Source organism: Nocardia arthritidis, assembly GCF_011801145.1.
GTDB classification, from domain to species: domain Bacteria; phylum Actinomycetota; class Actinomycetes; order Mycobacteriales; family Mycobacteriaceae; genus Nocardia; species Nocardia arthritidis_A.
In genome coordinates this window covers 5,468,679-5,490,984 of the sequence record NZ_CP046172.1, presented here as the reverse complement: position 1 = coordinate 5,490,984, position 22,306 = coordinate 5,468,679, and the positions used below count along the sequence as shown (strand labels likewise).

General features: G+C 66.0%; 24 protein-coding genes and 1 pseudogene. 12 read left to right on the top strand and 13 right to left on the bottom strand.

Translation table 11 applies throughout. The features are described from left to right. Positions 1 to 268 precede the first annotated feature (268 nt). A pseudogene (locus F5544_RS24635) lies at positions 269 to 495 on the bottom strand (transposase); the annotation flags it as partial. Then, positions 480 to 668 carry a hypothetical protein gene (locus F5544_RS24630; protein WP_167471237.1) on the bottom strand — a complete coding sequence of 63 codons (189 nt, stop codon included), beginning with the start codon at positions 666 to 668 and terminating at the stop codon, positions 480 to 482. The gene F5544_RS24630 and the pseudogene F5544_RS24635, both read right to left, overlap by 16 nt. 121 nt (positions 669 to 789) lie before the next feature. Between F5544_RS24630 and F5544_RS24625 the strand changes: the two genes are divergently transcribed. The 3 genes from F5544_RS24625 to F5544_RS24615 all read left to right on the top strand — a co-directional run bounded on the left by F5544_RS24625 (position 790) and on the right by F5544_RS24615 (position 3,136). Next, on the top strand, positions 790 to 1,311 hold the full coding sequence (locus tag F5544_RS24625; RefSeq protein ID WP_167475381.1) for a DUF2199 domain-containing protein: 522 nt from the start codon (positions 790 to 792) through the stop codon (positions 1,309 to 1,311). A 302-nt stretch (positions 1,312 to 1,613) separates the two neighbouring features. After that, positions 1,614 to 2,117, top strand: a complete 504-nt coding sequence (locus tag F5544_RS24620; protein WP_167475380.1) for a GNAT family N-acetyltransferase — start codon at positions 1,614 to 1,616, stop codon at positions 2,115 to 2,117. Then, positions 2,117 to 3,136, top strand: coding sequence for a tyrosine-type recombinase/integrase (locus F5544_RS24615; protein WP_203217339.1), 1,020 nt, complete (start codon positions 2,117 to 2,119; stop codon positions 3,134 to 3,136). Before F5544_RS24620 ends, F5544_RS24615 begins: the two co-directional genes overlap by 1 nt. 77 nt (positions 3,137 to 3,213) lie before the next feature. Here the strand turns inward: F5544_RS24615 and F5544_RS24610 are convergent, their stop codons facing one another. Continuing rightward, entirely contained in the window at positions 3,214 to 3,990 is a 777-nt protein-coding gene (locus tag F5544_RS24610; RefSeq protein WP_167475379.1) for a methyltransferase domain-containing protein, read from the bottom strand. A gap of 308 nt (positions 3,991 to 4,298) precedes the next feature. On the opposite strand from F5544_RS24610, the gene F5544_RS24605 reads away from it, so the two are divergent. Further along, positions 4,299 to 5,072: an ATP-grasp domain-containing protein gene (locus F5544_RS24605; RefSeq protein WP_167475378.1), complete on the top strand. Its 774-nt coding sequence runs from the start codon at positions 4,299 to 4,301 to the stop codon at positions 5,070 to 5,072. A 240-nt stretch (positions 5,073 to 5,312) separates the two neighbouring features. Here the strand turns inward: F5544_RS24605 and F5544_RS24600 are convergent, their stop codons facing one another. Beyond that, a complete protein-coding gene (locus tag F5544_RS24600) occupies positions 5,313 to 6,416 on the bottom strand; it encodes an alkene reductase (protein ID WP_238846636.1) in 1,104 nt (367 codons plus the stop codon). Positions 6,417 to 6,560: 144 nt separating this feature from the next. On the opposite strand from F5544_RS24600, the gene F5544_RS24595 reads away from it, so the two are divergent. The 4 genes from F5544_RS24595 (at position 6,561) to F5544_RS24580 (ending at position 8,905) form a co-directional block, all read left to right on the top strand. Further along, positions 6,561 to 7,016, top strand: coding sequence for a MarR family winged helix-turn-helix transcriptional regulator (locus F5544_RS24595; protein WP_167475376.1), 456 nt, complete (start codon positions 6,561 to 6,563; stop codon positions 7,014 to 7,016). Positions 7,017 to 7,198: 182 nt separating this feature from the next. After that, on the top strand, positions 7,199 to 7,564 hold the full coding sequence (locus F5544_RS24590; protein WP_167475375.1) for a hypothetical protein: 366 nt from the start codon (positions 7,199 to 7,201) through the stop codon (positions 7,562 to 7,564). 250 nt (positions 7,565 to 7,814) lie between these two features. Then, positions 7,815 to 8,243: a hypothetical protein gene (locus tag F5544_RS24585; RefSeq protein ID WP_428847070.1), complete on the top strand. Its 429-nt coding sequence runs from the start codon at positions 7,815 to 7,817 to the stop codon at positions 8,241 to 8,243. A 77-nt stretch (positions 8,244 to 8,320) separates the two neighbouring features. Beyond that, positions 8,321 to 8,905 (top strand): TIGR03086 family metal-binding protein, encoded by a 585-nt coding sequence (locus tag F5544_RS24580; protein ID WP_167475373.1) that lies wholly within the window; start codon positions 8,321 to 8,323, stop codon positions 8,903 to 8,905. 37 nt (positions 8,906 to 8,942) lie between these two features. On the opposite strand, the gene F5544_RS24575 is transcribed toward F5544_RS24580, so the two are convergent. Continuing rightward, positions 8,943 to 9,578 carry a TetR/AcrR family transcriptional regulator gene (locus F5544_RS24575; protein WP_167475372.1) on the bottom strand — a complete coding sequence of 212 codons (636 nt, stop codon included), beginning with the start codon at positions 9,576 to 9,578 and terminating at the stop codon, positions 8,943 to 8,945. Between the two features lie 183 nt (positions 9,579 to 9,761). Between F5544_RS24575 and F5544_RS24570 the strand changes: the two genes are divergently transcribed. Then, entirely contained in the window at positions 9,762 to 10,808 is a 1,047-nt protein-coding gene (locus tag F5544_RS24570) for a helix-turn-helix transcriptional regulator (protein ID WP_167475371.1), read from the top strand. A gap of 49 nt (positions 10,809 to 10,857) precedes the next feature. On the opposite strand, the gene F5544_RS24565 is transcribed toward F5544_RS24570, so the two are convergent. The 3 genes from F5544_RS24565 to F5544_RS24555 form a co-directional block, all read right to left on the bottom strand. Further along, positions 10,858 to 12,033, bottom strand: coding sequence for a JmjC domain-containing protein (locus F5544_RS24565; RefSeq protein ID WP_167475370.1), 1,176 nt, complete (start codon positions 12,031 to 12,033; stop codon positions 10,858 to 10,860). Further along, positions 12,030 to 12,374, bottom strand: a complete 345-nt coding sequence (locus F5544_RS24560) for a hypothetical protein (protein ID WP_167475369.1) — start codon at positions 12,372 to 12,374, stop codon at positions 12,030 to 12,032. Before F5544_RS24560 ends, F5544_RS24565 begins: the two co-directional genes overlap by 4 nt. Before the next feature lie 80 nt (positions 12,375 to 12,454). Beyond that, on the bottom strand, positions 12,455 to 12,775 hold the full coding sequence (locus tag F5544_RS24555; protein WP_167475368.1) for a hypothetical protein: 321 nt from the start codon (positions 12,773 to 12,775) through the stop codon (positions 12,455 to 12,457). Between the two features lie 707 nt (positions 12,776 to 13,482). Here F5544_RS24555 and F5544_RS24550 point away from each other — a divergent pair. Then, the gene (locus F5544_RS24550) at positions 13,483 to 14,361 is read left to right on the top strand and encodes a helix-turn-helix domain-containing protein (RefSeq protein ID WP_167475367.1); all 879 of its coding nucleotides are present in this window, start codon (positions 13,483 to 13,485) and stop codon (positions 14,359 to 14,361) included. 3 nt (positions 14,362 to 14,364) lie between these two features. Here F5544_RS24550 and F5544_RS24545 read toward each other — a convergent pair whose 3' ends face one another. Together F5544_RS24545 and F5544_RS24540 are read right to left on the bottom strand one after the other, a co-directional pair. Then, a complete protein-coding gene (locus F5544_RS24545) occupies positions 14,365 to 15,009 on the bottom strand; it encodes a response regulator transcription factor (RefSeq protein WP_167475366.1) in 645 nt (214 codons plus the stop codon). Positions 15,010 to 15,018: 9 nt separating this feature from the next. Further along, positions 15,019 to 16,266 carry a sensor histidine kinase gene (locus F5544_RS24540; RefSeq protein WP_167475365.1) on the bottom strand — a complete coding sequence of 416 codons (1,248 nt, stop codon included), beginning with the start codon at positions 16,264 to 16,266 and terminating at the stop codon, positions 15,019 to 15,021. A gap of 223 nt (positions 16,267 to 16,489) precedes the next feature. Here F5544_RS24540 and F5544_RS24535 point away from each other — a divergent pair, with 223 nt between their 5' ends. Further along, entirely contained in the window at positions 16,490 to 18,139 is a 1,650-nt protein-coding gene (locus tag F5544_RS24535) for a DHA2 family efflux MFS transporter permease subunit (protein ID WP_167475364.1), read from the top strand. Further along, entirely contained in the window at positions 18,136 to 19,533 is a 1,398-nt protein-coding gene (locus tag F5544_RS24530) for a serine hydrolase domain-containing protein (RefSeq protein WP_167475363.1), read from the top strand. Before F5544_RS24535 ends, F5544_RS24530 begins: the two co-directional genes overlap by 4 nt. A 43-nt stretch (positions 19,534 to 19,576) precedes the next feature. On the opposite strand, the gene F5544_RS24525 is transcribed toward F5544_RS24530, so the two are convergent. The 3 genes from F5544_RS24525 to F5544_RS24515 all read right to left on the bottom strand — a co-directional run bounded on the left by F5544_RS24525 (position 19,577) and on the right by F5544_RS24515 (position 22,251). Further along, the gene (locus tag F5544_RS24525) at positions 19,577 to 20,713 is read right to left on the bottom strand and encodes an MFS transporter (RefSeq protein ID WP_238846634.1); all 1,137 of its coding nucleotides are present in this window, start codon (positions 20,711 to 20,713) and stop codon (positions 19,577 to 19,579) included. 113 nt (positions 20,714 to 20,826) lie between these two features. Then, a complete protein-coding gene (locus F5544_RS24520; RefSeq protein WP_238846633.1) occupies positions 20,827 to 21,300 on the bottom strand; it encodes an RrF2 family transcriptional regulator in 474 nt (157 codons plus the stop codon). Positions 21,301 to 21,369: 69 nt separating this feature from the next. Further along, positions 21,370 to 22,251 (bottom strand): alpha/beta fold hydrolase, encoded by an 882-nt coding sequence (locus tag F5544_RS24515; protein WP_167475360.1) that lies wholly within the window; start codon positions 22,249 to 22,251, stop codon positions 21,370 to 21,372. Between the last annotated feature and the right edge of the window lie 55 nt (positions 22,252 to 22,306).

The window sequence follows — 22,306 nt, the reverse complement described above, 5'->3', positions numbered from 1 at the left end:
CTGCCCCGATCCGACATTGATAGATATTCGACGCCGCAGACAAGACAGATAGGACGGATCCGGTGAAGCGAACAAGCATCAAAGACGCGGTAGACGGGTGTCTCATCACGATCTCGGCAGGCTTTGCTCGATAGATGCGCTGGCAACCAGGTCAGGTGATCCGACGCTGCGAACATCCTGAAATGCCGCTGCGCGCGTTGGTCAACTGTTTAGATCGGTTGGGCGACATAGGTTTCCAACGTCCGCACACACCTGTGGCCTCAGGCGGTCATCGCAACACTTCATCGAGTGCTTCTGATGGTGTTCGGAATCCCAGGGTTTGTCGAGGGCGGCCGTTGAGTTCGTCGGCGATGGCATCCAGATCGGCCTGACTGTAGGTGCGCAGGTCGAGGTGGCGGGGAAGGTATTGGCGGACAAGGCCATTGAAGCCAGTATTCACCAATAGGTGTTCTCGTTGCTTCCGCGCTGCCAGGGACTGTTCAGGTCGCAGAAGTAGAACGGACTCCGCCGCAGCGTTTGAGCAATTCGCGCACCGTCGAGGGATGCCGGCGCATCTCGCGGGCCAGCACCTTGATGGCCTGCCCGGATCGCCAGCGGCGCCACACCTCCTCGGCCTGCGCCTCGGTCAATGGTGTTCGCTTCTCCGACAACGGTCTGCTCGAGGCCATCGCGCATCACATCCTCGTTCACCAGGACAAACCCAGTGTTGCGCTAACCCATTGAGACCACACCGCGATTATCGGGCGTCGAGGCCGCGTACCGGCAACATGTTCTCACTATGCTTGCAACGTGACGACCAGCTCCAGCTATGTCTGTTCATCCTGCAGTCGGCAACACGACGGACCACCATTCAGCTATGGCACGCTCGCACCGGCCTATTGGCACCCTGGCCTCGAAAACCGGCCGGGCAACGTCCTCGGCGAGGAACAGTGCGTGATCGAGGGAACGCATTTCTTCGTTCGAGGTCGTCTGGTCCTACCGATTATCGATGCCGAGCAGGAATTCGATTGGGGTGTCTGGGTTTCGGTCAGCCAAGCCAACTTCGACCGTATGGCCGAGGTGTGGGACAGCCCGAGCCGAATCGAAGAGCCGCCGTACTTCGGCTGGCTAGCCTCCGAGCTACCCCTCTACAAGCCAACGACACTGGAGTTGAAAACCAATCTGCACACCCAGCCCGTTGGGACCCGTCCGACAGTCGAGTTGGAACCCACCGATCACCCGCTCGCTATCCAACAGCGAACGGGCATCACGCTGGCCCATGTGCAGACGATTGCCGAGCAGCTCCTGCACTCCGACCGCCCCGCTGATTGACGGTCACGATCCAGCCGATTACAGGGTTCTGGTGCACCCAGACGGGAAAGTCCGCATGTTCAAAGCCCAGGCCACTTCCTCAAGTCACATCGCATGAATCGTGAAGTCACATCGCATGAATCGTGCAGGCAGGCGTGATGCTCGACGACGTTGGTTCCACGATGTCGAACCCGCACCGACAGTTCACGGTAATGCCGCATATCACGCGTTGGTCAATCGTCCAGACCGGTTGAGCGGCAAGGTCTTCCAAACACCAACATGCCGATGTGCGGATGTGCGTCGGGTTCGAGAGGATTGGCGGCGTGCTCGACTCGCATCCGACGTTGGTTACCGACTGCCCAGACCTGCTGCTGTCCGAGCTGACTATTTCGGATGCAGATTGCTATTTCTCCGTCCTGGACCACAACCGTGACCACCTGAGCCGGTTCGGCGACTACCAGCAGGAGAAGAGCGCCACGCTGGACTGGGTCATCGACTACTTCACCAACCCACCCGACAACAACATCAGATACGGCCTGCGGCTCGATCGGAAGCTCGTCGGCCGGGTGGACCTCAATCCCGTTGCGCCACCTCGCTATACGATCGGTTACTGGCTCGACCGCAACCACACCGGCCGCGGCTACGCCACGATTGCCTGCTCTGCCGCAATCGAGTACGCGCGCACTGCGCTCGGAGCAACGGATATCTTCGCCGGTGTCGGACACGGCAACGACGACAGCGCCCGGGTGCTGCAACGCCTGGGTTTTCAGCCGATCGCAGAATTTGCTTCCTACCGTCGATACCACTTGGGAGTCAGTCCGGTCTGATGCACCGTCGCGACGGCGCCGCAGACGAACGCGCTGCTCGGTGGACGAACACCCGCATCTGCCGCCGCGCGGGCGTCGGTCAATCGCTCAGATCTGGTGGGCGACATAATCTTCCAACGCACATCGATGTCACCTTCGCCGGTCACGACCTTGTGCTGTGGCTGGCCTCGGCCGCGTATCCGGCCCGGTTCACCGGAACCTCCCGGGAGCATTGCGGTTCGGACCTGCGCCTGTACTTCGCATGGTGCACCGAGCACCAGCTGGCCCCGCTCGCGATGCGGCGGCCCGAGATCGAACGCTACGTCGGGTGGATGCGCGAAGTTCGCCGCTTCAAACCTGCCACCGTCGCCCGCCGCATGGCCGTGGTCACCGGCTTCCACCGCACCTGCGTCATCGACGGCGTCCTCGAACACTCGCCGGCCGAGTACGTTCGCCGTCCGCGAGTGTCGAACGAGTCACCGACACTGGGCCTTTCACACCTGCAGTTCGAAGCCCTACTGTCCGCAGCCCGGAACTCGGCCAACAGGTTCGACTTCGCGCTCGTGGTGATGCTGGGACTGCTCGGCCTGCGGATCTTCGAAACCTCCAACTGCGATATCGATGATCTCGGCGAGGAACACGGGCACCGCGTGCTGCGCGTAGTCGGCAAGGGCAGCAAGGTCGTTCTCATCCCACTCCCGCCAGCGGTCGGGCGCGGAATCGACCGCGCCATCGGCGACCGCGAGCACGGACCGATCCTGCTCAACTCCCGTGGGCGACGCATGGATCGGCACTGCGCCACCCGGCGGCTGCGTCGCCTCGAGCAAGGATCGATGGTGCGGCTACCACCGATGCACCCGCACATGCTGCGGCACACCTTCGTCACCACCATGCTCGACGCCGGAGTCGATCTCCGTGATGTCCAGATCGCCGCCCGCCACGCCGACCCCCGCACCACCATGCGCTACGACCGTGCACGCACCAACCTCGACCGCCACCCCAACTACATCCTGGCCGCCTACATGGCCTCGGGCACATGACAATTCAACGTACGCACATGCCGATGAGGCGATGTCCGGTCTCGCCGCCGCGTTCTCGGCGCCGATGATGTACCCGGTCATGGCTGCCGGGTGGCAGTCACGATGAATAGGGTCACCGAAGCAAAGAATGGCTCGGTCGCGAGGTCGTGGAGCAAGCGGTCGGCCTGCTCTTGCGTCAACTGGTGGGCATCGACAGCGCGCTGGCAGACGCGGTGGAAGCCGAGTACTCGGTCTGCGGCACGAATGTCTCGAAAGACGGTCGTGATCGGCAGTACATCGTGGACGTCGAAACCGGATCGCAGGGCAAGGGCGGGTAGCTGTCGGCCGATCGCACCGTTGCGGATTGCGAAGTCGGCGACGAAATGGGCGTAGGCGCGCGCAAGTTGCCGGTCGTGATGATCGACGACCAGGGTTTCCCAATCCGGTTCGGCGAAGACCGCCGTGGCATGGGGTCTCAGAATCCGGCGCATCTCGTGCAGGACAGCGGCGGGCTCTGCCACATGCTGCAGGACACGATCCGTGCGTGCGCGATCCACACTGCCATCAGCCAGACAGAGGTCATGGATATCGTTGTGGCACACTGTGATCCGCGGGTCAGCTGAATGCGCGGCGGATACCTCGTCGACAGCCGCGGCATCGACGTCGACACCGATGACAAATCCGTCCAATCCAACCGCATCCGCGAGAGCCGCCAAATCGGCTCCGGGCCCGCATCCGAGATCGACCACGATATCGCCCGGCCGAATTCCCAACTGTTCCAATGCGATCGCCTTGTAGTGGCGGCCGATATCGGAATCGGCCAGGCGGCGCAGATAATCGCAGGGTCGGCGCGTCTCGAACAAGAGGCTTTCCATCGGGCCGATGGTACGTGCGATGCAACGGCGACAACACCATTCGCGACCATCCACCACAACATCTCCACAACATCCCCACATGCCGCTGGGCGGGCGGTACGGAACAGTCGCGCGGCACGCCGAAAGATCAACGTGCCGAGATCATTTGGGTTTACTGAACGTCCTCTTCTGCCGAATTGAGGGTGTCGGTGTGGCTGACCGAACCATGTCCCGCTGTCCGCCGACCAGCGTGGTCAGTGTCGTGAATCGCTAACTGCCCCAACCTGATTGCCGCGCTCCGTCGCGTTCAGAGCGAATAGCATCGTGCCATGCGACCGCAATGGCTCATTGATCTCCATGAGGAATTCCCCGGCTCCGCTCTCGTCGCGGCCGCGCTCGACGATGCCCTGATTATTCAACCGCGGGATGCGATGACGGGACGCTGGCCCGTCGTCCAAGACGGCCGCCCGATCGTCGGGTACGGGACTATGCCCACGATGAGAAGTCTCCGTCGCGTGCCGCGGCTCGGAGAAGCGGTGTTCGACGATTACACGATGCTGCGCTGCTCGTTCTACTACCGGCACATGTACGACCTCCTGGGACGCACCGCCGTCTTCGTGCCGTTCTCGGCGGTTCCCGGTCTACCGCTGCGGCGCATGTTCGACGGTGGCCAGGTCTTCGTCCGCAGCGATACGAACTACAAGCTGTTTCCCGCAGGCGTGCATGCCATTACGGAGCTGGAGCACTGGCTCGAGACTTACGACCAGTACCGAGACGAACTCGTCGTCGTGTCCGAGGTCGTGGCCTTCGAAAGCGAGTACCGCTGTTTCTGCCGCGACGGCCGCTTCGTCTGCGGAAGTTCCTATACGGTCGAGCCATATCTCCCCGTCCCCGATCACGTTCGCGGCTTCGCGGAAACCGCGGCGGCGCGTCTGATCGCTCACGGCTGCACCATGGTCACCGTCGATGTCGGCGTTGGCCCCGACGGTGCGCTTCGCCTCGTCGAGCTCGGCGGTGTGAACAGCTGGGGCATCTACGGATCCGACGTCACGGACTTTATCGCCGCGATGGAAGCCGAGGCTCTCGCTCGCGCGGACATGTAGTGCCAGATCCGCAGCATGTTTCGCATGTCGGGCGGCATAAGATCATCCTCGTCGGGAGGCCAGTTCAGAACGTATGCTCATGCCGCATATCACGCGTCGTCAACCGTTCAGATCGGTTGAGCGACAGGGTTTTTCAACGTACGCACATGCCGAGTCGAGTGCGTTGGCAGGTGGCGGCGGCGTGGTGTCCGGGTTTCGTGTCGGCGGAATGAAACCCGGACTGCGCGCGGGGGTTGTCGGCTACCGCGTGCCGGTGTCTGCCAGCGTCGGGTAGTCGGTGTAGCCGTGCTGGTCGCCTCCGTAGAAGGTGGTGCGGTCGGCGGTGTTGTATGGGCCGTCGGCGCGGATGCGGGCGGGGAGGTCGGGGTTGGCCAACCAGTAGGTGCCGAGGGAGATCATGTCGGCGATGCCGGAGTCGAGGGCCTGCGCTGCGAGGTCGGGTGTGGCTGGGGTGCTGGGATCGGTGGGGTGCGGGTTCACGACGAGTAGGCCCGGCCATGCCGCGCGAACGAGGCGGGTCAGGTGGCGGGTGCCCATCTCCATCACGTGTACGTAGGCGAGGTCCATCGGTGCGAGTGCGCGCATGAGTGCCGGATACAGCTCGGCTGAGTCGCTTTCGGTGATGCCGTTGAGGGTGACCGCCGGTGAGATGCGCAGGCCGGTGCGCTCCGGTCCGATGGCCGCGGCGACGGCGGTGACGACTTCGACGGCGAAGCGGATGCGGTTGGTGATCGATCCGCCGTATTCGTCGGCGCGTTCGTTGCTGCCGTCGGCCAGGAACTGGTGGATGAGATACCCGTTGGCGCCGTGCAACTCGACACCGTCGAACCCGGCGTCGAGGGCGTTGCGCGCGGCGTCGACATGTTCACGGACGGCATCGCCGATGTCGTCGCGGGTCATCTCACGGGGAATGGGGTGCTCCAGCATGCCGTCCGGGGTGAACAGGCTCCCGCCGGATGCGATCGGCGAAGGCCCAAGGGGCAGCTCACCATTCGGGTACAGGACTGGATGGCCGACCCGGCCGGCGTGCATGAGTTGCGCGAAGATGCGTCCGCCCGCGGCGTGCACTGCGGCGGTGACCTTACGCCACGCAGCCACCTGTTCGACGTCGTGCAGGCCCGGGGTTTGCATGTAGCCCTGGCCGAGCACGCTGGGCTGGATCCCTTCGGTGACTATCAGACCGGCCCCGGCGCGCTGCGCGTAGTACTCGGCGGTCAGCTCATCGACCAGGCCGCCGTGGGCGCGACTGCGTGTCATCGGCGCCATCACCAGGCGGTTCGGCAGCTCCAGAGCAGCACTGACGGTGATTGGGGTAAACAGCGCGGCGATATCGGACTGGGACACGATTCCTCCAAGATAGTTGGTACGCCAAGAATAATACTTGGTGCGCCAAGTATATGAACGGAGTGCCGCGTCGCACATTCCCGCAAGCGTTGCGTTCGGACGTGTAGTATTTGGCACGCCAAGGAAATGAACGGAAGGGGCCCGATGACTGTGCACGAGCTGCCGTCTGTGTCGGCGACGTGCGGTCCGATCAGTCATATGATCGCCCGGGTCGCGAAGGCGCACATCGCCACGGCCGCCGGGTTGCTGCGCGGGGCGGGCCTCACGCCTGGGCCGGAGCTGCTGCTGATGGAACTGTGGGACCGAGACGGCCAGACGCAGGCCGGACTCGGCAAGGCCCTCGGCCTCGACGCCTCCACCATCACGGCAAAGGTGAAAACGCTGGAGCGGGACGGCCTGATCGTCCGCACGCCGGCGCCGGACGACCGCAGGGCGATGATCGTGTCACTGACCGATCGAGGAAGAAAACTACGCCCGCGCGTGGAACACCTTTGGGCCGATCTGGAAGCCGCCACCACCCGCGGCCTGTCCCAGCGCCAGCGCACCGAGTTCCTACGGATGCTGCGGAAAGTCGAAACGAATCTGCTTACGCCGGAATGAGACCCACGCTCGAGCGCCCCGGGTCGACCCCGTCGCCCCCGATCGGCTGACATCCGCAAATCAGCGTAATGCGTTCTGAATCACGTGATTCAGCCGCTCACCAGGCTGGCTTCAGCCAACCAAAGTGCCGCTCATGCCGCTGGCCGGTCGTTTGCGACATCGACCACTTGTACGCTGGGCGAATGGATTTGCGCATGCCCATGCGGCTCTTCCGCGATCGGGTGTTCGTCGGTTCGATCACCCGATATGGTTTCGAAACGCCATGGGCGACAGGACTTTTCGAAGATTCGGATCCCAGGCGCGGCGAGCGTTCGGACAGTGCTGTGGAGTTTCTCCAGTGGCTCGCTCAGCACGAGGACGATCTGCCTGATGATGACAATGCATACAACGAGTTCTACGACCGTGAACTGAGCCGCCATCGGACGACGCGCGCCGACGTCGATTGGTGTGAGACCGGCTCCTGGGCCATCGCGACTCGGAACGGGACCGACCACGAGGCGTATTCGTTCGGATTCATCGGCGATCGCTGGGTTCAATGGCGCTGGTGACCATCCAACCTGCCCAGTGCCCTGGCGCGCCTGGACGCCTCCGACACAAGACGGTTCGTGGTCCTCACGGCACCTGAACCGGCGACAAGTTGCCCTCGACCGGCCCGTCGCCGCATTGCGCGCGACGCGCCGAGCAACGCACGGAAAGCAGCCGCTGGGCGCGCGTCGGCCAACCGTTCAGATTGGCTGGGCGACAAACGATGTGGGAACCGCAAGGAGTGCGGAAGAGTCACAGCTCACTGGGGTGAGCGTGGCGAACTACACCGGCCTCGAGCAGGGGCAAGCTCGCAATGCGTCCGCCGAAGTGCTCGATGCGTTGGCGCTGGCGTTGCGCCTCGATGACGACGAACGTGCGCATCTGCACGATCTGGCGGCCGCCGCGCCGCGTCGTCGTCCGGTCGTGGTCACCGAGTCGGTGAGTCCGCAGCTGCGCCAATTCCACACGCCCGCAGTCTCTTTCGACATGTCTCAGTGCGACCTACGCGACGGGCTCACCCTCGCCCCCGCCGGAGAGGCCGCGGCCACGACAACAACGGCCGGTCTCACCTGGCGACCGCTGCGGGGCGCGCCCGGCCTGACGATCCACCTGGTCCTCCCACGCGAGCAGTCGCCACTACACCGCCGCATCCGTGCCGTCGCCAAAAACCTGGCACACGAGCAGCATTGGCTACCGGACTGACCGGTGCGACGGAACCGGTCCCGGCCTGGCGGATTTTTCCAAGACCTGGGGCGATCGGCCGAGCAGAATCGACTCTCATGACCGATTTCAAGACAACCGTTGAGTTGCTGGAGCGGGCGTTGACGCAGATGGGCGAGGTTATCGCGGCGATCGGGGCCGAGCAATCGGAGTGGCCGACCCCTTGCGAAGGCTGGGGCGTGCACACCCTGGTCCGGCATGTCGTCGGCCAGGATCTCCGAAACTTCGCGATGTCGGCGCGCGGCGAGACGGTGGACTGGCGGGCACCGGCCGAGGAGCTTCACGGAGATTGGGCTGCGCAGTTCCGAACCGGCGCCGCCGCATTGCTGGAGGTCTGGCGCGGCGCCGACCACTCGGTCCCCGCCGGCGCCGATGACGCTCCGCTGCGCAATCGGCTGGACCAGCAGATCGCCGAATTGGCCATGCACGCTTGGGATCTCGCCCGAGCCACCGACCAGCGCATCACTCTGGACCCGGAACTCGCCGAGCACGGTCTGGCCTGGTCACGGCAGATGCTGCGCCCCGAATTCCGCGGTCCGGACAAGGCTTTCGGATTCGAGGTCGCCGTCGCCCCGGACGCCCCCGCCTACGACCGCCTCGCCGGCTGGTTCGGTCGCGATCCGGACTGGAAGTCGCCCCATTAGCAACCGACAGCGAGCCCTGTGCCGGTGGACGCGACCGCTATTTTGTCGGGTGCGCGGTGGGGTCGGCGGCGTCGATGAGCGTGATGGCGGTGCGGGTGCACAGCTCGCCGATGGCTTCGGGTCCCATACCGCGGACGTCGGTGAGAACGATGAACGCCTCCCAGCCGATCACCAGCGCCACACTGGATACCAGATTCTCGAATTCGTTGGGGGAAAGGCTTTTTCGCAGCGGTTCCAGCGCCCACTCGATCCAGCGGACACGGCGATAACCGCGCCGCGGTTGGTCGTCGGTGGACGGGGCGGTGTCCACCGTCAACTTCACCAGGCGGCGACCCATCGGCAGCGTGTCACCGATATTCGCGCACAGGGCGTCGACCAGGGCCCGGATACGCGCTCGCGGGTCATCGGAATCGACCTGCTCGATGACGGTGTCCGTATCGGTGCTCAGATTTCCGATAGTGGCATCGAGCAGTAGCTGATCCAGCGTGGGGAAGTGCAGATAGACAGTGCGTCGGGCGACTTCGGCCGCATCGGCGATGTCGTTGATCGACGGTTCGATGCCCCGGGCCAGCAATGACATGGTGGCCTCGACGATCGCCCTGCGGGTGCGACGGCGCTGCGCGGTCCGGCCGGATTCGCTGGTATGGCCGTTTTTCGAGGTGGGTTCGGACACGCGCGGCTACTCCTCGCAGGACGTTCGGGGCTTGACAGAGCACCTTCCGATGCTCACTATACCTGTATGCATTCAATGCACTGCTGTGCACTTACGGCCCGGTCGTGCGAACAACGGGAATCGACCCCGCACCGTGCGCCGTAAGTTGCTCCGGGGAATGACATGGTCGACGCAGTACCTGATATGGGTCGGTTGACCCGCGATCTCTGTGCGGTCGCGACGCGCGCGATGGGACCGGCCGAGCTGGGCGAGACATTCGCGGGCGCGGTGCGGTCGTGTGTGGCGTTCGACGGCCTCCGGGTGGTATGCACCAATCCGGCGGCCGCGCTGGGCCTGGGTTCGTTCAGCTGCTGGCACAACTATGATCGCGAGCTGCTGTGCGATCTTGTCCTCGATCGCTATCTGGGCGGCGATCCGTGCCGCCCCGAGGACCTCGACCGGCAGCGCGTTGCGGTCGATGTGATCGGTGCCGAGTCCGGATTCGGACTGCGGAGTCGGCAGACCGCGCGGCTGCTGGCGAAGCACGGTGCGAGCGGCGAATTGCGGTCGCTGTTGCGAGATCGCCACGGCGTATGGGGCTTTCTGGGGTTGCTGCGTGCCGCGGGCGGGCGGCCGTTCGGGCAGGACGATATCGAACGGGTCGCACGGCTGGGGCCTGCGCTCACCGCGGCGATCCGCGCCTACGTGCGCGGTCGCCCGCCCGCGGTCGCACCGCCACCCCCGCTGCCGGGCGTGATCATCGTCGGACCGGACCACCGCATTCAGGGAATCAGCCCGGAGGCGCACGCGTGGCTGGAACAGCTGTGGATGCCCGGCGGCAGTTCCTCCGATTGGACCGCAAAGCCGTTCGCCACCGAATTATCCTGCCGTACAAAGGAGTTGGCGGGCGTAGGCATCACCTCGACGCCGTTGATCTGCGCATCGGCCAGCGGTTCCGGACGGTGGATCGCCGTGCACGGCCGCCGTATGGGCGCCGACGACACCAGTGATGTCGCCGTCGTAATCGAGGCCGCTCGCGGCGAGCTGCTGTTGCCCTCGTTCTGCCACTGGTACGAACTCACCGGCCGGGAGCGATCCGTCCTCGAACGGCTCTGCACGGGCGACCCACCTCGAACGATCGCCAAAACCCTTGGCGTATCGGCACATACGATCAACGATCATCTGAAGGCGTTGTATCGCAAGACCGGAACGTACGGCCGTGACGAACTGCTCGCGATCCTCACCACCTGACAACCGGCACGCCACTCCGGGGTCAGGTGGTAGGCAATGAGGCGAATTGTCAATCCGTTCGACGGATGAGCCGGGTCTGCTCGAACAGGCCGAGCAACTGTTGCGCGTCGGATTTCGAGAGGTGCGGTGCGGTTGTGAGTAGGTCGGCGACGGTGATGGCGGCGGTGGTTCGGAGTCGGTCGATCCATTGACATGCGGGCAGCAGGGCGCGATCGAGGCGAAGGGTCGCCGTGGCCGTGTCGCGGAATCCGTGTGCGGTGACAGAGATTTGGGCGGCGGTGTCGTCGATCGTGTCGATGGTGAAGGATGTTTGTCCTGCTCGCACGAAGGTGGTGTCGGGGGTGACCGGCCGGTCGGTGAGCGGAGGCCGGGCGAGGTCGTGAGTGTCGATCCGGCCGACCGTGTCCGCGAACGCCGTCAATGCGGCCGGGAGCCAGTCGGAGTTGTCGAAGTCGTATACCGACTCCCGCCAGTATGGTTCGCGCAGTAGTTCGTTGCGTAGCGAGGCCAGCAGGAAGTCCAGGCGCAACGGTGGGATCAGGAGGATGTGCACGGAGATCGAGTCCTGGTCGGAGCTGGTCTCGTGCCAGTAGCCGCGTGGGACGTGCAGGACCGCGCCGGGTTCGAGGACGTATTCGGTGGCCTCGTCCGGGATCGCTGTCGGTGTCGTGCCGTCGCTGTAGATGCGCACGATCGGTGGCACGGGTTCTTTGGGCGACCACGCTTCCAGTGGGGCGGGTGCGAATGCGTTGGGTGCGACGCGCCAGGTCTTCCGGCCGGTCAGCTGGACGGTGATCACGTCTATCGGGTCGAAGTGTACGGCGGTGACGGCGCCGGGCCGGTTGCAGAAGATCTGGCATTTGGCCGATTTCGCCGATACCCCGAACGCCTCGGCAGCCTCCAGCGCGAACGGCGCGAACTCGGCCACGTCCTGGTAGAACAGCGTCGTTCCGGCTTCGTAGAACGTCTTCGCCGTACCGGCTTGGATCACGGCCGAACTGACCGCGCCGTCGAGGCGCGGGAACCACGCCGAGACCTGGCGGACCCGCTTGCCGAAAAGATCGTCGGCGGATCGAACCTCGAGCGCGTTGCCGATCCGTTCGGCCAGATCCGGACGAGCCGCGGTGGCCAGGGGTTCGCGGCCCAGGACGGTGCGGTGGAACTCCGCGAGTTCGAGCGGTGCGAACCAGTCGTGAAAACCGAATCCCGTTGGAATGCCGGTCATTCGGTGCCGCCCCGATTGATGAGCCTGGCCGGGCGATTGAGGAAATCGTCCACGAGGCCGGCCGAAAGTGCTTTCTCGTCGCTGTTTGCCGCGGGGCCGATGTAGACCTGCGATGACCGACGGTTGTGCACTCCGTCGACGACGAGTGGCGCCGGGCGGTTCAGGAAACCGTCCACGAGCCCTCCGCTGATCGTCACCGTGACCTCACCGAACGGGCGGACCGAATAGTCGATCTCGGCGGCCCGCTCGGTCTGGAGGTGGATGGCGGGAGGGACGTCCGGGTTATCCGGGATGACCATTGGGATTCTCCTCAGTTGTTGGTTCGGTTGTTCGCCGGGCACGACGCTGCATACGACGCGTCACCATTCCGATGTCCATGGGCAGCACCGGGATCGGAATTCCGATACCATTCGTCGCTCGACTACGGGCCTCTGTTCGGCTCGTGCTCGATTCCGGCGAGAATGTTCTTGCCCGGCGGCTCGATTTCGGCGAAAATACCTCTGCTCGGCGGATCGATTTCAGCGATGATCCCTTTTCCTGGCGGCTGGATTTCGGTGTGAATACCTTCAACGGGCGGCTGTGCGGCGGCGAAAGAGCCGATCAGGTCCCGCTGATGAATCACCGCCGGGAACGGCGCGCCTCCGCTGCTCATGTGCGGGCTCGGCGCGGGCTCTATGTTCCCGACGAGAACGCCGCCTGCCAGCGCGACAGCCAGCCCCAGCCCACTGACGGCGGCCCCCATGCCTGCTCGCAGTGTTCGAGCCGATGTCATGTTCATCATTTCCTCCCATTGATGCCTTGGTTAGGCTCGGGTTTCCAGAAACAGGATCTCTCCCACGCTCGACGCGGACATATCCCGAAACTTCGGGATACCCATCCCGGCCGTGCCGCCATATTCTGAGGGCCGAAATCGGCAACCCCTCGGCGTCAGCCGAATATCCCTAACTCTCGGGATATATCCGGTCTCGATTTCGAGGGAAGGTCTTATTGAAAGTATTCCCGAGTAAGAGGAAATTCGATGAAAGAAACAGCGAGCGTCGGGCGCTGGACACGCCTGGCGATCATGACGACGATTGCGGGGGTACTGGCCCTCGGCGGGGTCGAGCAATCCTTCGCCCACACAAGCCCGCTGGCTGCCCCGGGCGGGCCCGGCCCGGTGCCGTCGGGTCACAAGGACGCGGGACCCATACCTCCACCGGCACACGCCCCCCATAAGGACGCGGGTCCCATACCTCCGCCGGTTGTGTCACCGGCAAACGTCTCCCACACGGACGCCTAGTCGGCGGCGCTGAGATTCACCATCGCCTGGCAGGAAATCATGTTTCGAGGCATGGTCCTGCCAGGTGGCCATTTCGCGTTATCCAGACGGTCGCGCAGTGTGTGGGCATCTCAACTCCTACTACCGGCAGGGTCAGGTTGCGGGTATACCGATCCGGCAGACTGGTCGGTATGAGTCAGTCCTCCGTCGCCGACCTCGGCAGTTTCCTTCGTGCGCGGCGGTCGCGTCTGCAACCCGCGGACGTCGGCCTGGTCTCCTACGGCGCGCGCAGGCGGGTGCCCGGATTGCGCCGGGAGGAATTGGCGCAGCTGGCTGGGGTGAGCGTGGCGTACTACACCAGCCTCGAGCAGGGGCAAGCTCGCAATGCGTCCGCCGAAGTGCTCGATGCGTTGGCGCTGGCGTTGCGCCTCGATGACGACGAACGTGCGCATCTGCACGATCTGGCGGCCGCCGCGCCGCGTCGTCGTCCGGTCGCGGTCACCGAGTCGGTGAGTCCGCAGCTGCGCCAACTGCTCGAGGCCATGGACGGGGTGCCCGCGATCGTGTACGGCCGCCACCTCGACGTGCTGGCGTGGAACGGACTCGGACAGGCGCTGATCGGCGCCGGCCTGCCGCCGGACGCGGCCGAGCCGCCCAACCACATTCGGATGCTCTTCCTCGATGACCGGTATCGAAACCTGTTCGTGCACTGGGAAGCCGAGACCCGTCCCGCCGTCGCATTTCTCCGGCTCGTAGCGGGCCGGCACCCGAACGACCCGCGGCTGGCTGCGCTGGTCGGCGAGCTGTGCGTGAAGAGTCCGGAATTCGCGCGACTGTGGAACGATCACGATGTTCGCGAATGTACGTTCGGGACAAAAGAATTCCGGCATCCGGAGGTGGGCCGCTTCGAATTGTCTTATCAGATGCTGCGTTTGCCGGATCAGCCTGATCAGCAACTGCAATTGTTCAGTGCGGCACCGGGTTCGGAGGGGCAGACCGCGCTGCGTTTGCTGGGCAGCATCGCTGCGACGGATCGGGCGCAGCGGAGCGTATCGGCGGACGCACCGTAATTGTCAGGATTCCAGCCAGGCGAGTACGGCGAGGACGCGGCGGTGGTCGTCGTCGGAGGGTGGCAGGTTCAGTTTCGAAAAGATCGATGAGACATGCTTTTCCACCGCGCCGTCGGTGATAGTGAGTTGTCTGCTGATGGCGCGGTTGGTGCGGCCCTGTGCCATCTGCTCCAGCACCTCCCGTTCGCGCGGGGTCAGTTCGTCGAGGGGGCGGCGTTTGCGGCCGGCGAACAGGCCCGCGACCACTTCCGGGTCGAGTGCGGTGCCACCTGCGGCGACTCGTTCCAGTGCGTCGGAGAGTTCTTCCAATTTGGAGATGCGGTCCTTGAGCAGGTATCCGACGCCGCCGAGCCCTGCCTGGGCGAGGAGATCGGTGGCGTAGGACGCCTCGACGTACTGCGATAGCACCACCACCGCGGTGCCGGGGACGCGGCGGCGAGCCTCCAGCGCGGCGCGCAGTCCCTCGGTGGTGAACGACGGCGGCATCCGCACATCGGTGATCGCGATATCCGGCTTGTGCTCGACCACCGCGTCGACGAGCGCGTCCCCGTCGCCGACGGCGGCGACGACGGTCGCACCCGCCTCGTCGAGCAATCGGATAAGGCCTTCCCGCAGCAACATCGAATCCTCGGCCAACACCACTCGCACGCGGCGATGTTACCGGGCGACCGGAATCTGCGCGGTGAGCACGGTCGGCCCGCCCTCCGGGCTGTGCACGTCGAGCCGCCCGTCGACGCCGGTGAGCCGATCGGTGAGCCCGGCGAGGCCGTGGCCCTTGCCGAGGTGCGCGCCGCCGATGCCGTCATCGGTGATCTGCAACCACAGACCCGTCGTATCCAGCGTGACCTGGACGGTGGCCCGGGTGGCGCGGGAGTGCTTGGCGATATTGGTCAATGCCTCGCTGACGGTGAAGTAGGCCGCGTTCTCCACCGCCTCGGGCAGCCGCTGTCCGTCGGCCAGCTCGCAGTCGAGCGTCGCCGGGACGGGGCAGCGGCCGACGGCGGCGGCGAGCGCGGCGGTGAGGCCGCGGTCGAGCAGGATCGGCGGCGCGATACCGCGGGAGACCGCGCGCAACTCCGACAGTGCCTCGTGGCTCTGCGTTATCGCCTCGTCCACCAGCGTCCGCGCCGCATCCGGATCGTTGTCGATGCGGCGGCGGACGGCCTCGAGATCCATGGTCAACCGGGCGAGGCGCTGCTGCGGGCCGTCGTGCAGGTCGCGTTCGACCCGGCGCAGCGTCTGCGCCTCGGCCTGCACCGCCGCACTGCGGCTGACGGTGAGTTGTTCGGCCCTGGCCCGCAATTCCGCCGTTTCGTTGGTCAGCAGTTTGCGGGCGAAACCGGTGTGCAGGAAGGTCAGCGCCCGCAGCACCCGGGGCCCGGTCACCAGGAAGAATGTGCCGAGCACCACGTTCATCAGTGCGTCCCAGAAAAATCCGTGCAGCCCGATCATGTCGGGCAGGTTCTGGCTGTCCGGGTATCGGGGCACCGCCCAGCCGTACAGCGGGTAGGTCAGCCCGACGATCGCACCGGAGGTCCAGATGACCGTGACGCTCCAGGTGAATACGGCCAGCGGCATGACCAGGATTCCGTGCAGCACATCGCGCCAGCGCTGCGGATCGGTGAGTACGGCGGCGAACCGGCGCGGTCCGATGCCGGTGGTCTGCTTGTAATTGGTGGGCGGCAGCTCACCGGCGGTGACCGCGCGCAGCCTGAGCCGTTCCAGGTCGGCATATGCCTTGGCCAGCACCAGCATGACGGCCAGCACCGGGAGACCGACCCACACCACCACCAGCGACAAACCCAGCAGCACGCCGGTGACCAGCGTGACGAAGGTGACCAGCCCGATGGCGAGGCCGGGTAGCAGATAGACCAGGTCGCGCCGGGTCTGAGCGATGTCGATCATGCGGATAAGGATTCCCGAGCCGGGGTAGGCGCCACCATCCGGTGGCCGGGAGCCGCCGGGGTGGGGCTACCCCTACCCGCGATCTGGTGTCCGCTGTCGTCGCGATCCGGTTGCTCGCCGGATGGGGGATGACGCCGGAGTTCCTAACGTCATCGGTGGGCATCGGCAGCAGGCCCGTGCCAGTCCAAAAGTCCTGTACGAGAAGAGAATACGTGTGAGAGTAATGGCGCGATCCCCGGTCGGACCGATTCCGGCGCGAGCCTGGCCGACCCTGCTCGCCGTGGCCTTCGGGGTGCTGGTGGTGGCGCTGGACGGTGCCGTCGTCGCCGTCGCGAGCCCGAGCATCGCCGTCGCCCTGCGGGCCGACGCGGCGGGCATCCAATGGGTGGTGACCGCACAATCGCTCGCGACGGTGGGCCTGGCCATCCCGGCGGGCACCCTGGCCGACAAATTCGGTCGCAAGAAGGTATTTCTTTGCGGCGTAGCCGGATTCGCGCTGTGCTCGCTGGTGTGCGGGCTCGCCGGTTCGATCGGATTCCTCATCGGCGCGCGAATCGCGCAGGGCGCCTTCGCCGCGCTGATCCTCCCCGCCGCACTGGCCATCGTCAGGGCCGCGTTCCCGCCGAGCCGGTTGCCGACGGCGCTCGGACTGTTCGGTTCGGTCACCGCGCTGGCCTCGGCGGGTGGTCCGCTGCTCGGCGGTGTGCTCGTCGAATACGCCGGTTGGCACTGGGTGTTCCTGATCAACCTGCCGTTCGGCGTGCTCGCTGTGTTGCTCGGCGCGTTCGTGATTCGCGAATCCGCCGAACCCGGGTCGAAGCGGCTGGACCTGGCGGGCGCGATCACGGCGACCGCCGCGGTGGTCGGCCTGATCTGGGCGATCACCGGAGCGCAGGAGCACGGCTGGGCGTCCGCGTGGACGCTGCGCTACCTGGCGCTCAGCGCGCTGGCGTTCGGCAGCTTCCTCGTGATCGAACGCGTCGTCGCACATCCCATGGTGCCGCCGGGTTTGTTCCGCGACCGTTCGTTCACCGCGGGCCTGGTGCTGCAGGCGCTGGCGCAGGCCGCGCTCACCGGGGTCGTCTTCGGGCTGATGTTCTATCTGCAAGGGGTGCGTGCGCTGGGCGGCACCGCGGCGGCCGTCGCGCTGCTGCCGCTCACCGTGACGGTCGTGGTCGCCGCGCCGCTGGCCGGGGTGCTTACCCAAAAGCTCGGCGCCAGAACAACATTGCTGCTCGGCGCCGGGGCATTCGCCGCGGCGTTCGCATCGCTGCTGCGCCTCGCCCCGGATTCCTCGATGGCGGAGGTGGTCCCGTCGCTGCTGCTCGTCGCGGTCGGCGCGGGATTGCTGATGGTGGCATCGATGGAGGCGATCCTGGGCAATACACCGGTCGGCAATGCGGGCGTCGTCGGGGGAGTGAAGCAAGCGGCGCTGGAATTGGGCGGCACCGTCGGGGTCGCCGCGACGAGTGCGCTGCTGGTGTCGGTGGTGAATTCCCGCTTTCCGAACGCGGTGCGCACCGCGTTCCCGTCAGCTGATCCCGTGGCCGGGCGGATCGCCGACGATCCGCAGGTGCGTCAGGATGTGACGCTCGGATTCCCGCCGCCCGCGCGACAGCACCTGTCCGACCAGCTCGGCAATGTCGGTGCGCGCGTGCCGAATCCCGTCGACACCGTCACCGATGCCGCGCACCACACCTTCGTTTTCGGCCTGCACGTCGTCTGCGGCGCGGGCCTCGCGATCGCCGTCGCGGCCGCGGCGCTCGCACTTCTCGTGCGCGGCCGTTCCTCGGATAATCTTGCCGGACAGCACGATCCGGAACAAACCGTGGCGACCATCGGAACCCTGAGTAGTGAAGGAGCTGTTTCATGACGAATTCCAGTCCCGCCGAGGCGATCCGGACCACATTGGATGGTGAGCACTGGCAAAAGCGACTCGCCGACATAGCGACTCGGCACCGCATTCCCGGTGCGGTACTTGCTATTTCGCACGGTGACGAGATCGTCGAGGCCGCGCACGGCGTGCTCAATCTCGACACCGGTGTCGAAACCACCCCCGATTCGCTGTTTCAGATCGGCTCGATCACCAAGGTGTGGACCGCGACCGCGATCATGCGGCTGGTCGATCAGGGCAGGCTGGAGCTGGACGCGCCGTTGATCGAGGCGCTGCCGTGGCTGCGGCTCGCCGATCCGGACACCACGAAGCGAGTCACCATGCGGCACTTGCTGACTCACACCAGCGGTATCGACGGCGACGTATTCACCGATACCGGGCGCGGCGACGACTGTCTCGAACGCTATGTCGCCGCGCTTGCGGATGTGCCGTCGATCTTCCCGCTCGATGCCACCTGGTCCTACTGCAATTCCGGATTCAGCCTGGCCGGGCGGGTCATCGAGGTGGTCACCGGCAAGACGTGGGATGCGGCCATGCGTGAGTTGCTGTTCGAACCGCTGGGCCTGCGCCGCACCGTCACCCTGCCCGAGGAGGCGCTGCTGCATCGCGCCGCCGTCGGACATCTGCCCGGCCCCGACGGTGCGCCGCGCCGCGCGGACCGGTGGGTGCTGCCGCGCAGCGCGGGGCCCGCCGGGCTGATCACCGCGGCCGCCCGCGATCTGCTCACCTTCGCCCGCCTGCACATCGACGGCGGTGTCGCACCCGATGGCGATCGGTTGCTGCCCGCCGACCTGGTCGAGCAGATGCGGGCCGAGCAGGCCGTGCTGCCCGGTCCGGATCTGTCGCCGGGCCTGGACTCGTGGGGGATCGGCTGGTTCCGGCTCGACTGGGACGGCCACCGGATCATCGGGCACGACGGCGGAACCCTCGGCCAGACAGCGCTTTTGCGGGTGCTTCCGGAACAACGGCTGGCGTTCGCCATGCTCACGAACGGCGGCGAGGTGGGGCCCGCGATGAGCGAGGTGTGCGCCGAGGTCGCCGCGCTCGTCGGCATCACCGTGCCGGAACCGTTCGCCCCGCCCGCACAGCCGCCGCGGGTCGATGTGGACCGCCACGTCGGCGTCTACGAACGCGCCGGCGCGCGCTGCGAGGTGACCGTCAGCGACGGCAAACTGCGGATGCGAGTGATCGGCACCGGAGAATTGGCGGGTGAAATGCCGGACAAGACATTCGATTTGGTCCCGGTCGCCGAGGACCGGTATCTCTGCCACGACCCGCAGCTCGGCTGGATCCCGTTGACGTTCTACCGAATTGCCGACGGCAGCCCGTTCATGCACTTCGGGGGACGTGCCACGCCTAAACGTACGGCGTGACGGTTCGGGTGCCCGGCGGATATCGCCGGGCACCCTCGCGTGGTCAGGATCGGACGGTGGCGCGCAGATAGATCAGGGCGAGCACCGCCAGGATCGCGCCGGTGGTGAACATGGTGGCCGCGCCGTGGCCGGTGGTGCTGCCGCCGAGCAGGGTGCCTGCGCCGATGCCGAGGTAGATGCAGGATGCGTTGAGCGCCACCACCAATCCGGATTCCTGCGGGGCCGCGCCGATGAGCCGATGCTGCTGCGGCGGGGTCTGGCACCAGCTGGCCGCACCCCACGCCGCGGCGAGCACGCCGACCAGTGGCGGTGAATAGACGCCGGTGGCGGCGAGTACGCCCATGCTGCCGAGCGCGGCGACCATGGTCAGGTAGCCCGCGGTGAGCACGCGGGCCGGGCCCCAGCGGTCGGTTGCGAAGCCGGCGAACAGATTTCCCGCGACAGCGCCGATTCCGTAGAGGCACAACATCAAGGCCGTTGCCGCGGAACCGATTCCGAGCCCACCGAGCGCGGGAACGGCATAGGCGTAGACGACATAGGCCGCGCTCATACCGAGCACCGTCAGCGGCAGCACCGTCGCGACGGTGCGGTTGCGCAGCACCGACATTCGCTCGGCCAGCGGCACTTTCGGATTACCCGGCACGAACGGCACCCACAGCGCGACCCCGGCCGCGGCCAGCAGGCACAGCGCCGCGACCCCGGCCAGCGCCGAACGCCAGCCCAGCCACTGCCCGAGCGCATCGCCGAGCGGAACACCGAGCGCGGTCGCGATGGTCAACCCGCCGACGACCACCGCGAGCGCCCTGGCCCGCGCCTGCGGGCGCACCAGTGCCGAGGCCACCGCGCCCGCGTTGGGTGTGAATGCCGCTGCCCCGGCCGCGGCCAGAATCCTGGTGCCGAGCAGGATCGAAAACGTCGGCGCGAGTGCCGATCCCAGATTCGCGACCGCGAGCACCGCGAGTGCGGTGACCAACAGCGCTCGGCGCGGCACGCCCGCGGTGGCCGTGGCGAGCAGCGGCGAACCGAGCGCGTAGGCGGCGGCGAAGACCGATACCGCCAGGCCCGCGGTCGCCGTCGAAACCTCCAGTCCGGCAGCCAGATCCGGCAGGAATCCGGCCAGGATGAACGCGTCGGTGCCGACGGCGAAGGTACCGAGCGCCAGAATCAGCGTGCGCCGCAACCCATTCGATCGATCACCCGAGGCCCTGGGCGATTTAATCAGGACATTTGACATCCCGGTTTCCTTTCGAGAAAAACCCGGCCTGGTGGCCGGGTCGATTTATCGATGGACGTTCAGGCGGTCCGCTGCTCGTAGAACCTGCGCGCGCGGGCGGAGGCGTTCGCGGGCGCGCCCGCCAGCAGATCGGCGACGGTCTGGCTCGCCAACTCGCGCCGCCACGCCAACTCGGCGCGGCGCATGGCCGTGCTGATTCCGCACGGCTTGGCGAATTCCGATTCGGCGGCCGTCTCGCCCGCGCCCCGGCGGCGAATCTCGGTGCAGCGGAACGCCCCGGTGCGGCCCTCGACCGCGGCGACGATGTCCATCAGGCTGATGCGCTCGGGTGCCTTCGCCAGCCGGTAGCCGCCGCGCACACCCGGCGTCGACTCGAGAATGCCCTCGCGCACCAGCGGCTGCAGCCGCTTCTTCAGGTACTCCGGTGGCAGCTCGAATATCTCCGCGAGTCGCGCGGTGGCGATCGGCGCGCGATCGCCGAGCCAGGCCAGCACCATGCAGCAGTGCAGACCCCACTCGACTCCTTCGCTCATCAACATGAATAGGGATAGTACATGTCCCGAATGAGGGTGCAATCGGATTTCGCGGCCTAGCCGTGGAGCTCAGACGTTCGCTCGATCGTGGTCGGCCGCGAACTCCAGTACCCGCGGAATCACCCGCTCCGGAATCGCCCAGAGCATGTCGTGGCCGACGCTCGGGTAGATCTCGATGTCGGCCGACGGAACCATATTGCGCACGCGCCCGGCCGCTACCTCGGCGTCGTGTACGACCGTCTCCGCGCCGAAGAGGACGAGCAGTGGAGCGGTGATGGTGGCGAACCGTGCACCGGGGATCGGGCGCGGCCACGGCAGTCCGAAGCGGAACTTCAAAGCCGCCTCTATCATTGCCCATTCGAGTTCGGATGGTTCGATACTCGGCTGGAGCCAGGCATTCAACTTCGCCAACTTCTCGCGGGTGGGCGGCATCCCGGCGGTGGCGAATTTCCACAGCAGCTTCCACGATGGCCTGGCGAAGGTGGCCGGAGCCGGTTCCAGTAGACTCAGGCTCGCCAGCCGATCCGGTCGGTGGATCCCGGCCACCGCCGCGAGCCATCCGCCTTGCGAATAGCCCACCAGGTGAACGCGATCCACGCCGAGCCCGTCGAGCGTCTCGGCGATCCACCGGACGATATCGGTCTCGTCGCGCAGGGGAGCGGTCTGCTCGCATCGCCCGGCCCACCCGATGATGTCGGGGGTGTAGACGACCCGGTCCCGGGCCAGCTCCTCGATGAACGGGCTCCAGAACAGGCAATTGCCCCCGATCCCCGGCAGCAGCAGGAGCGGTATGCCCTGCCCCGCACCCGATTTCCGCACTCGCGTTGTCCCGAACGATGTTTCGACATCGATATCGTCCGACGGGACCGGCCATTGCGCGGCCAGCGCATCGTAGGCCCGCAGGAATTCGGCCCGCGCCGCGTCGCTCTTGAATCGCCCGATCTTCGCCATGAACTCCCCTTCGGTCTTTGATGATATGAACGTACCATAAAGGTGTTACGACGGG

What these genes read in the sequence shown, in the direction of transcription:
- F5544_RS24615 (WP_203217339.1), top strand. Translation starts at nt 2,117, where the DNA reads ATGCACCGTCGCGACGGCGCCGCAGACGAACGCGCTGCTCGGTGGACG.
- F5544_RS24520 (WP_238846633.1), bottom strand. Translation starts at nt 21,300, where the DNA reads ATGAGCGAAGGAGTCGAGTGGGGTCTGCACTGCTGCATGGTGCTGGCC.
- F5544_RS24515 (WP_167475360.1), bottom strand. Translation starts at nt 22,251, where the DNA reads ATGGCGAAGATCGGGCGATTCAAGAGCGACGCGGCGCGGGCCGAATTC.
- F5544_RS24540 (WP_167475365.1), bottom strand. Translation starts at nt 16,266, where the DNA reads ATGATCGACATCGCTCAGACCCGGCGCGACCTGGTCTATCTGCTACCC.
- F5544_RS24630 (WP_167471237.1), bottom strand. Translation starts at nt 668, where the DNA reads ATGGCCTCGAGCAGACCGTTGTCGGAGAAGCGAACACCATTGACCGAG.
- F5544_RS24535 (WP_167475364.1), top strand. Translation starts at nt 16,490, where the DNA reads ATGGCGCGATCCCCGGTCGGACCGATTCCGGCGCGAGCCTGGCCGACC.
- F5544_RS24530 (WP_167475363.1), top strand. Translation starts at nt 18,136, where the DNA reads ATGACGAATTCCAGTCCCGCCGAGGCGATCCGGACCACATTGGATGGT.
- F5544_RS24570 (WP_167475371.1), top strand. Translation starts at nt 9,762, where the DNA reads ATGGGTCGGTTGACCCGCGATCTCTGTGCGGTCGCGACGCGCGCGATG.
- F5544_RS24595 (WP_167475376.1), top strand. Translation starts at nt 6,561, where the DNA reads ATGACTGTGCACGAGCTGCCGTCTGTGTCGGCGACGTGCGGTCCGATC.
- F5544_RS24555 (WP_167475368.1), bottom strand. Translation starts at nt 12,775, where the DNA reads ATGGGGGCCGCCGTCAGTGGGCTGGGGCTGGCTGTCGCGCTGGCAGGC.
- F5544_RS24590 (WP_167475375.1), top strand. Translation starts at nt 7,199, where the DNA reads ATGGATTTGCGCATGCCCATGCGGCTCTTCCGCGATCGGGTGTTCGTC.
- F5544_RS24550 (WP_167475367.1), top strand. Translation starts at nt 13,483, where the DNA reads ATGAGTCAGTCCTCCGTCGCCGACCTCGGCAGTTTCCTTCGTGCGCGG.
- F5544_RS24605 (WP_167475378.1), top strand. Translation starts at nt 4,299, where the DNA reads ATGCGACCGCAATGGCTCATTGATCTCCATGAGGAATTCCCCGGCTCC.
- F5544_RS24565 (WP_167475370.1), bottom strand. Translation starts at nt 12,033, where the DNA reads ATGACCGGCATTCCAACGGGATTCGGTTTTCACGACTGGTTCGCACCG.
- F5544_RS24610 (WP_167475379.1), bottom strand. Translation starts at nt 3,990, where the DNA reads ATGGAAAGCCTCTTGTTCGAGACGCGCCGACCCTGCGATTATCTGCGC.
- F5544_RS24580 (WP_167475373.1), top strand. Translation starts at nt 8,321, where the DNA reads ATGACCGATTTCAAGACAACCGTTGAGTTGCTGGAGCGGGCGTTGACG.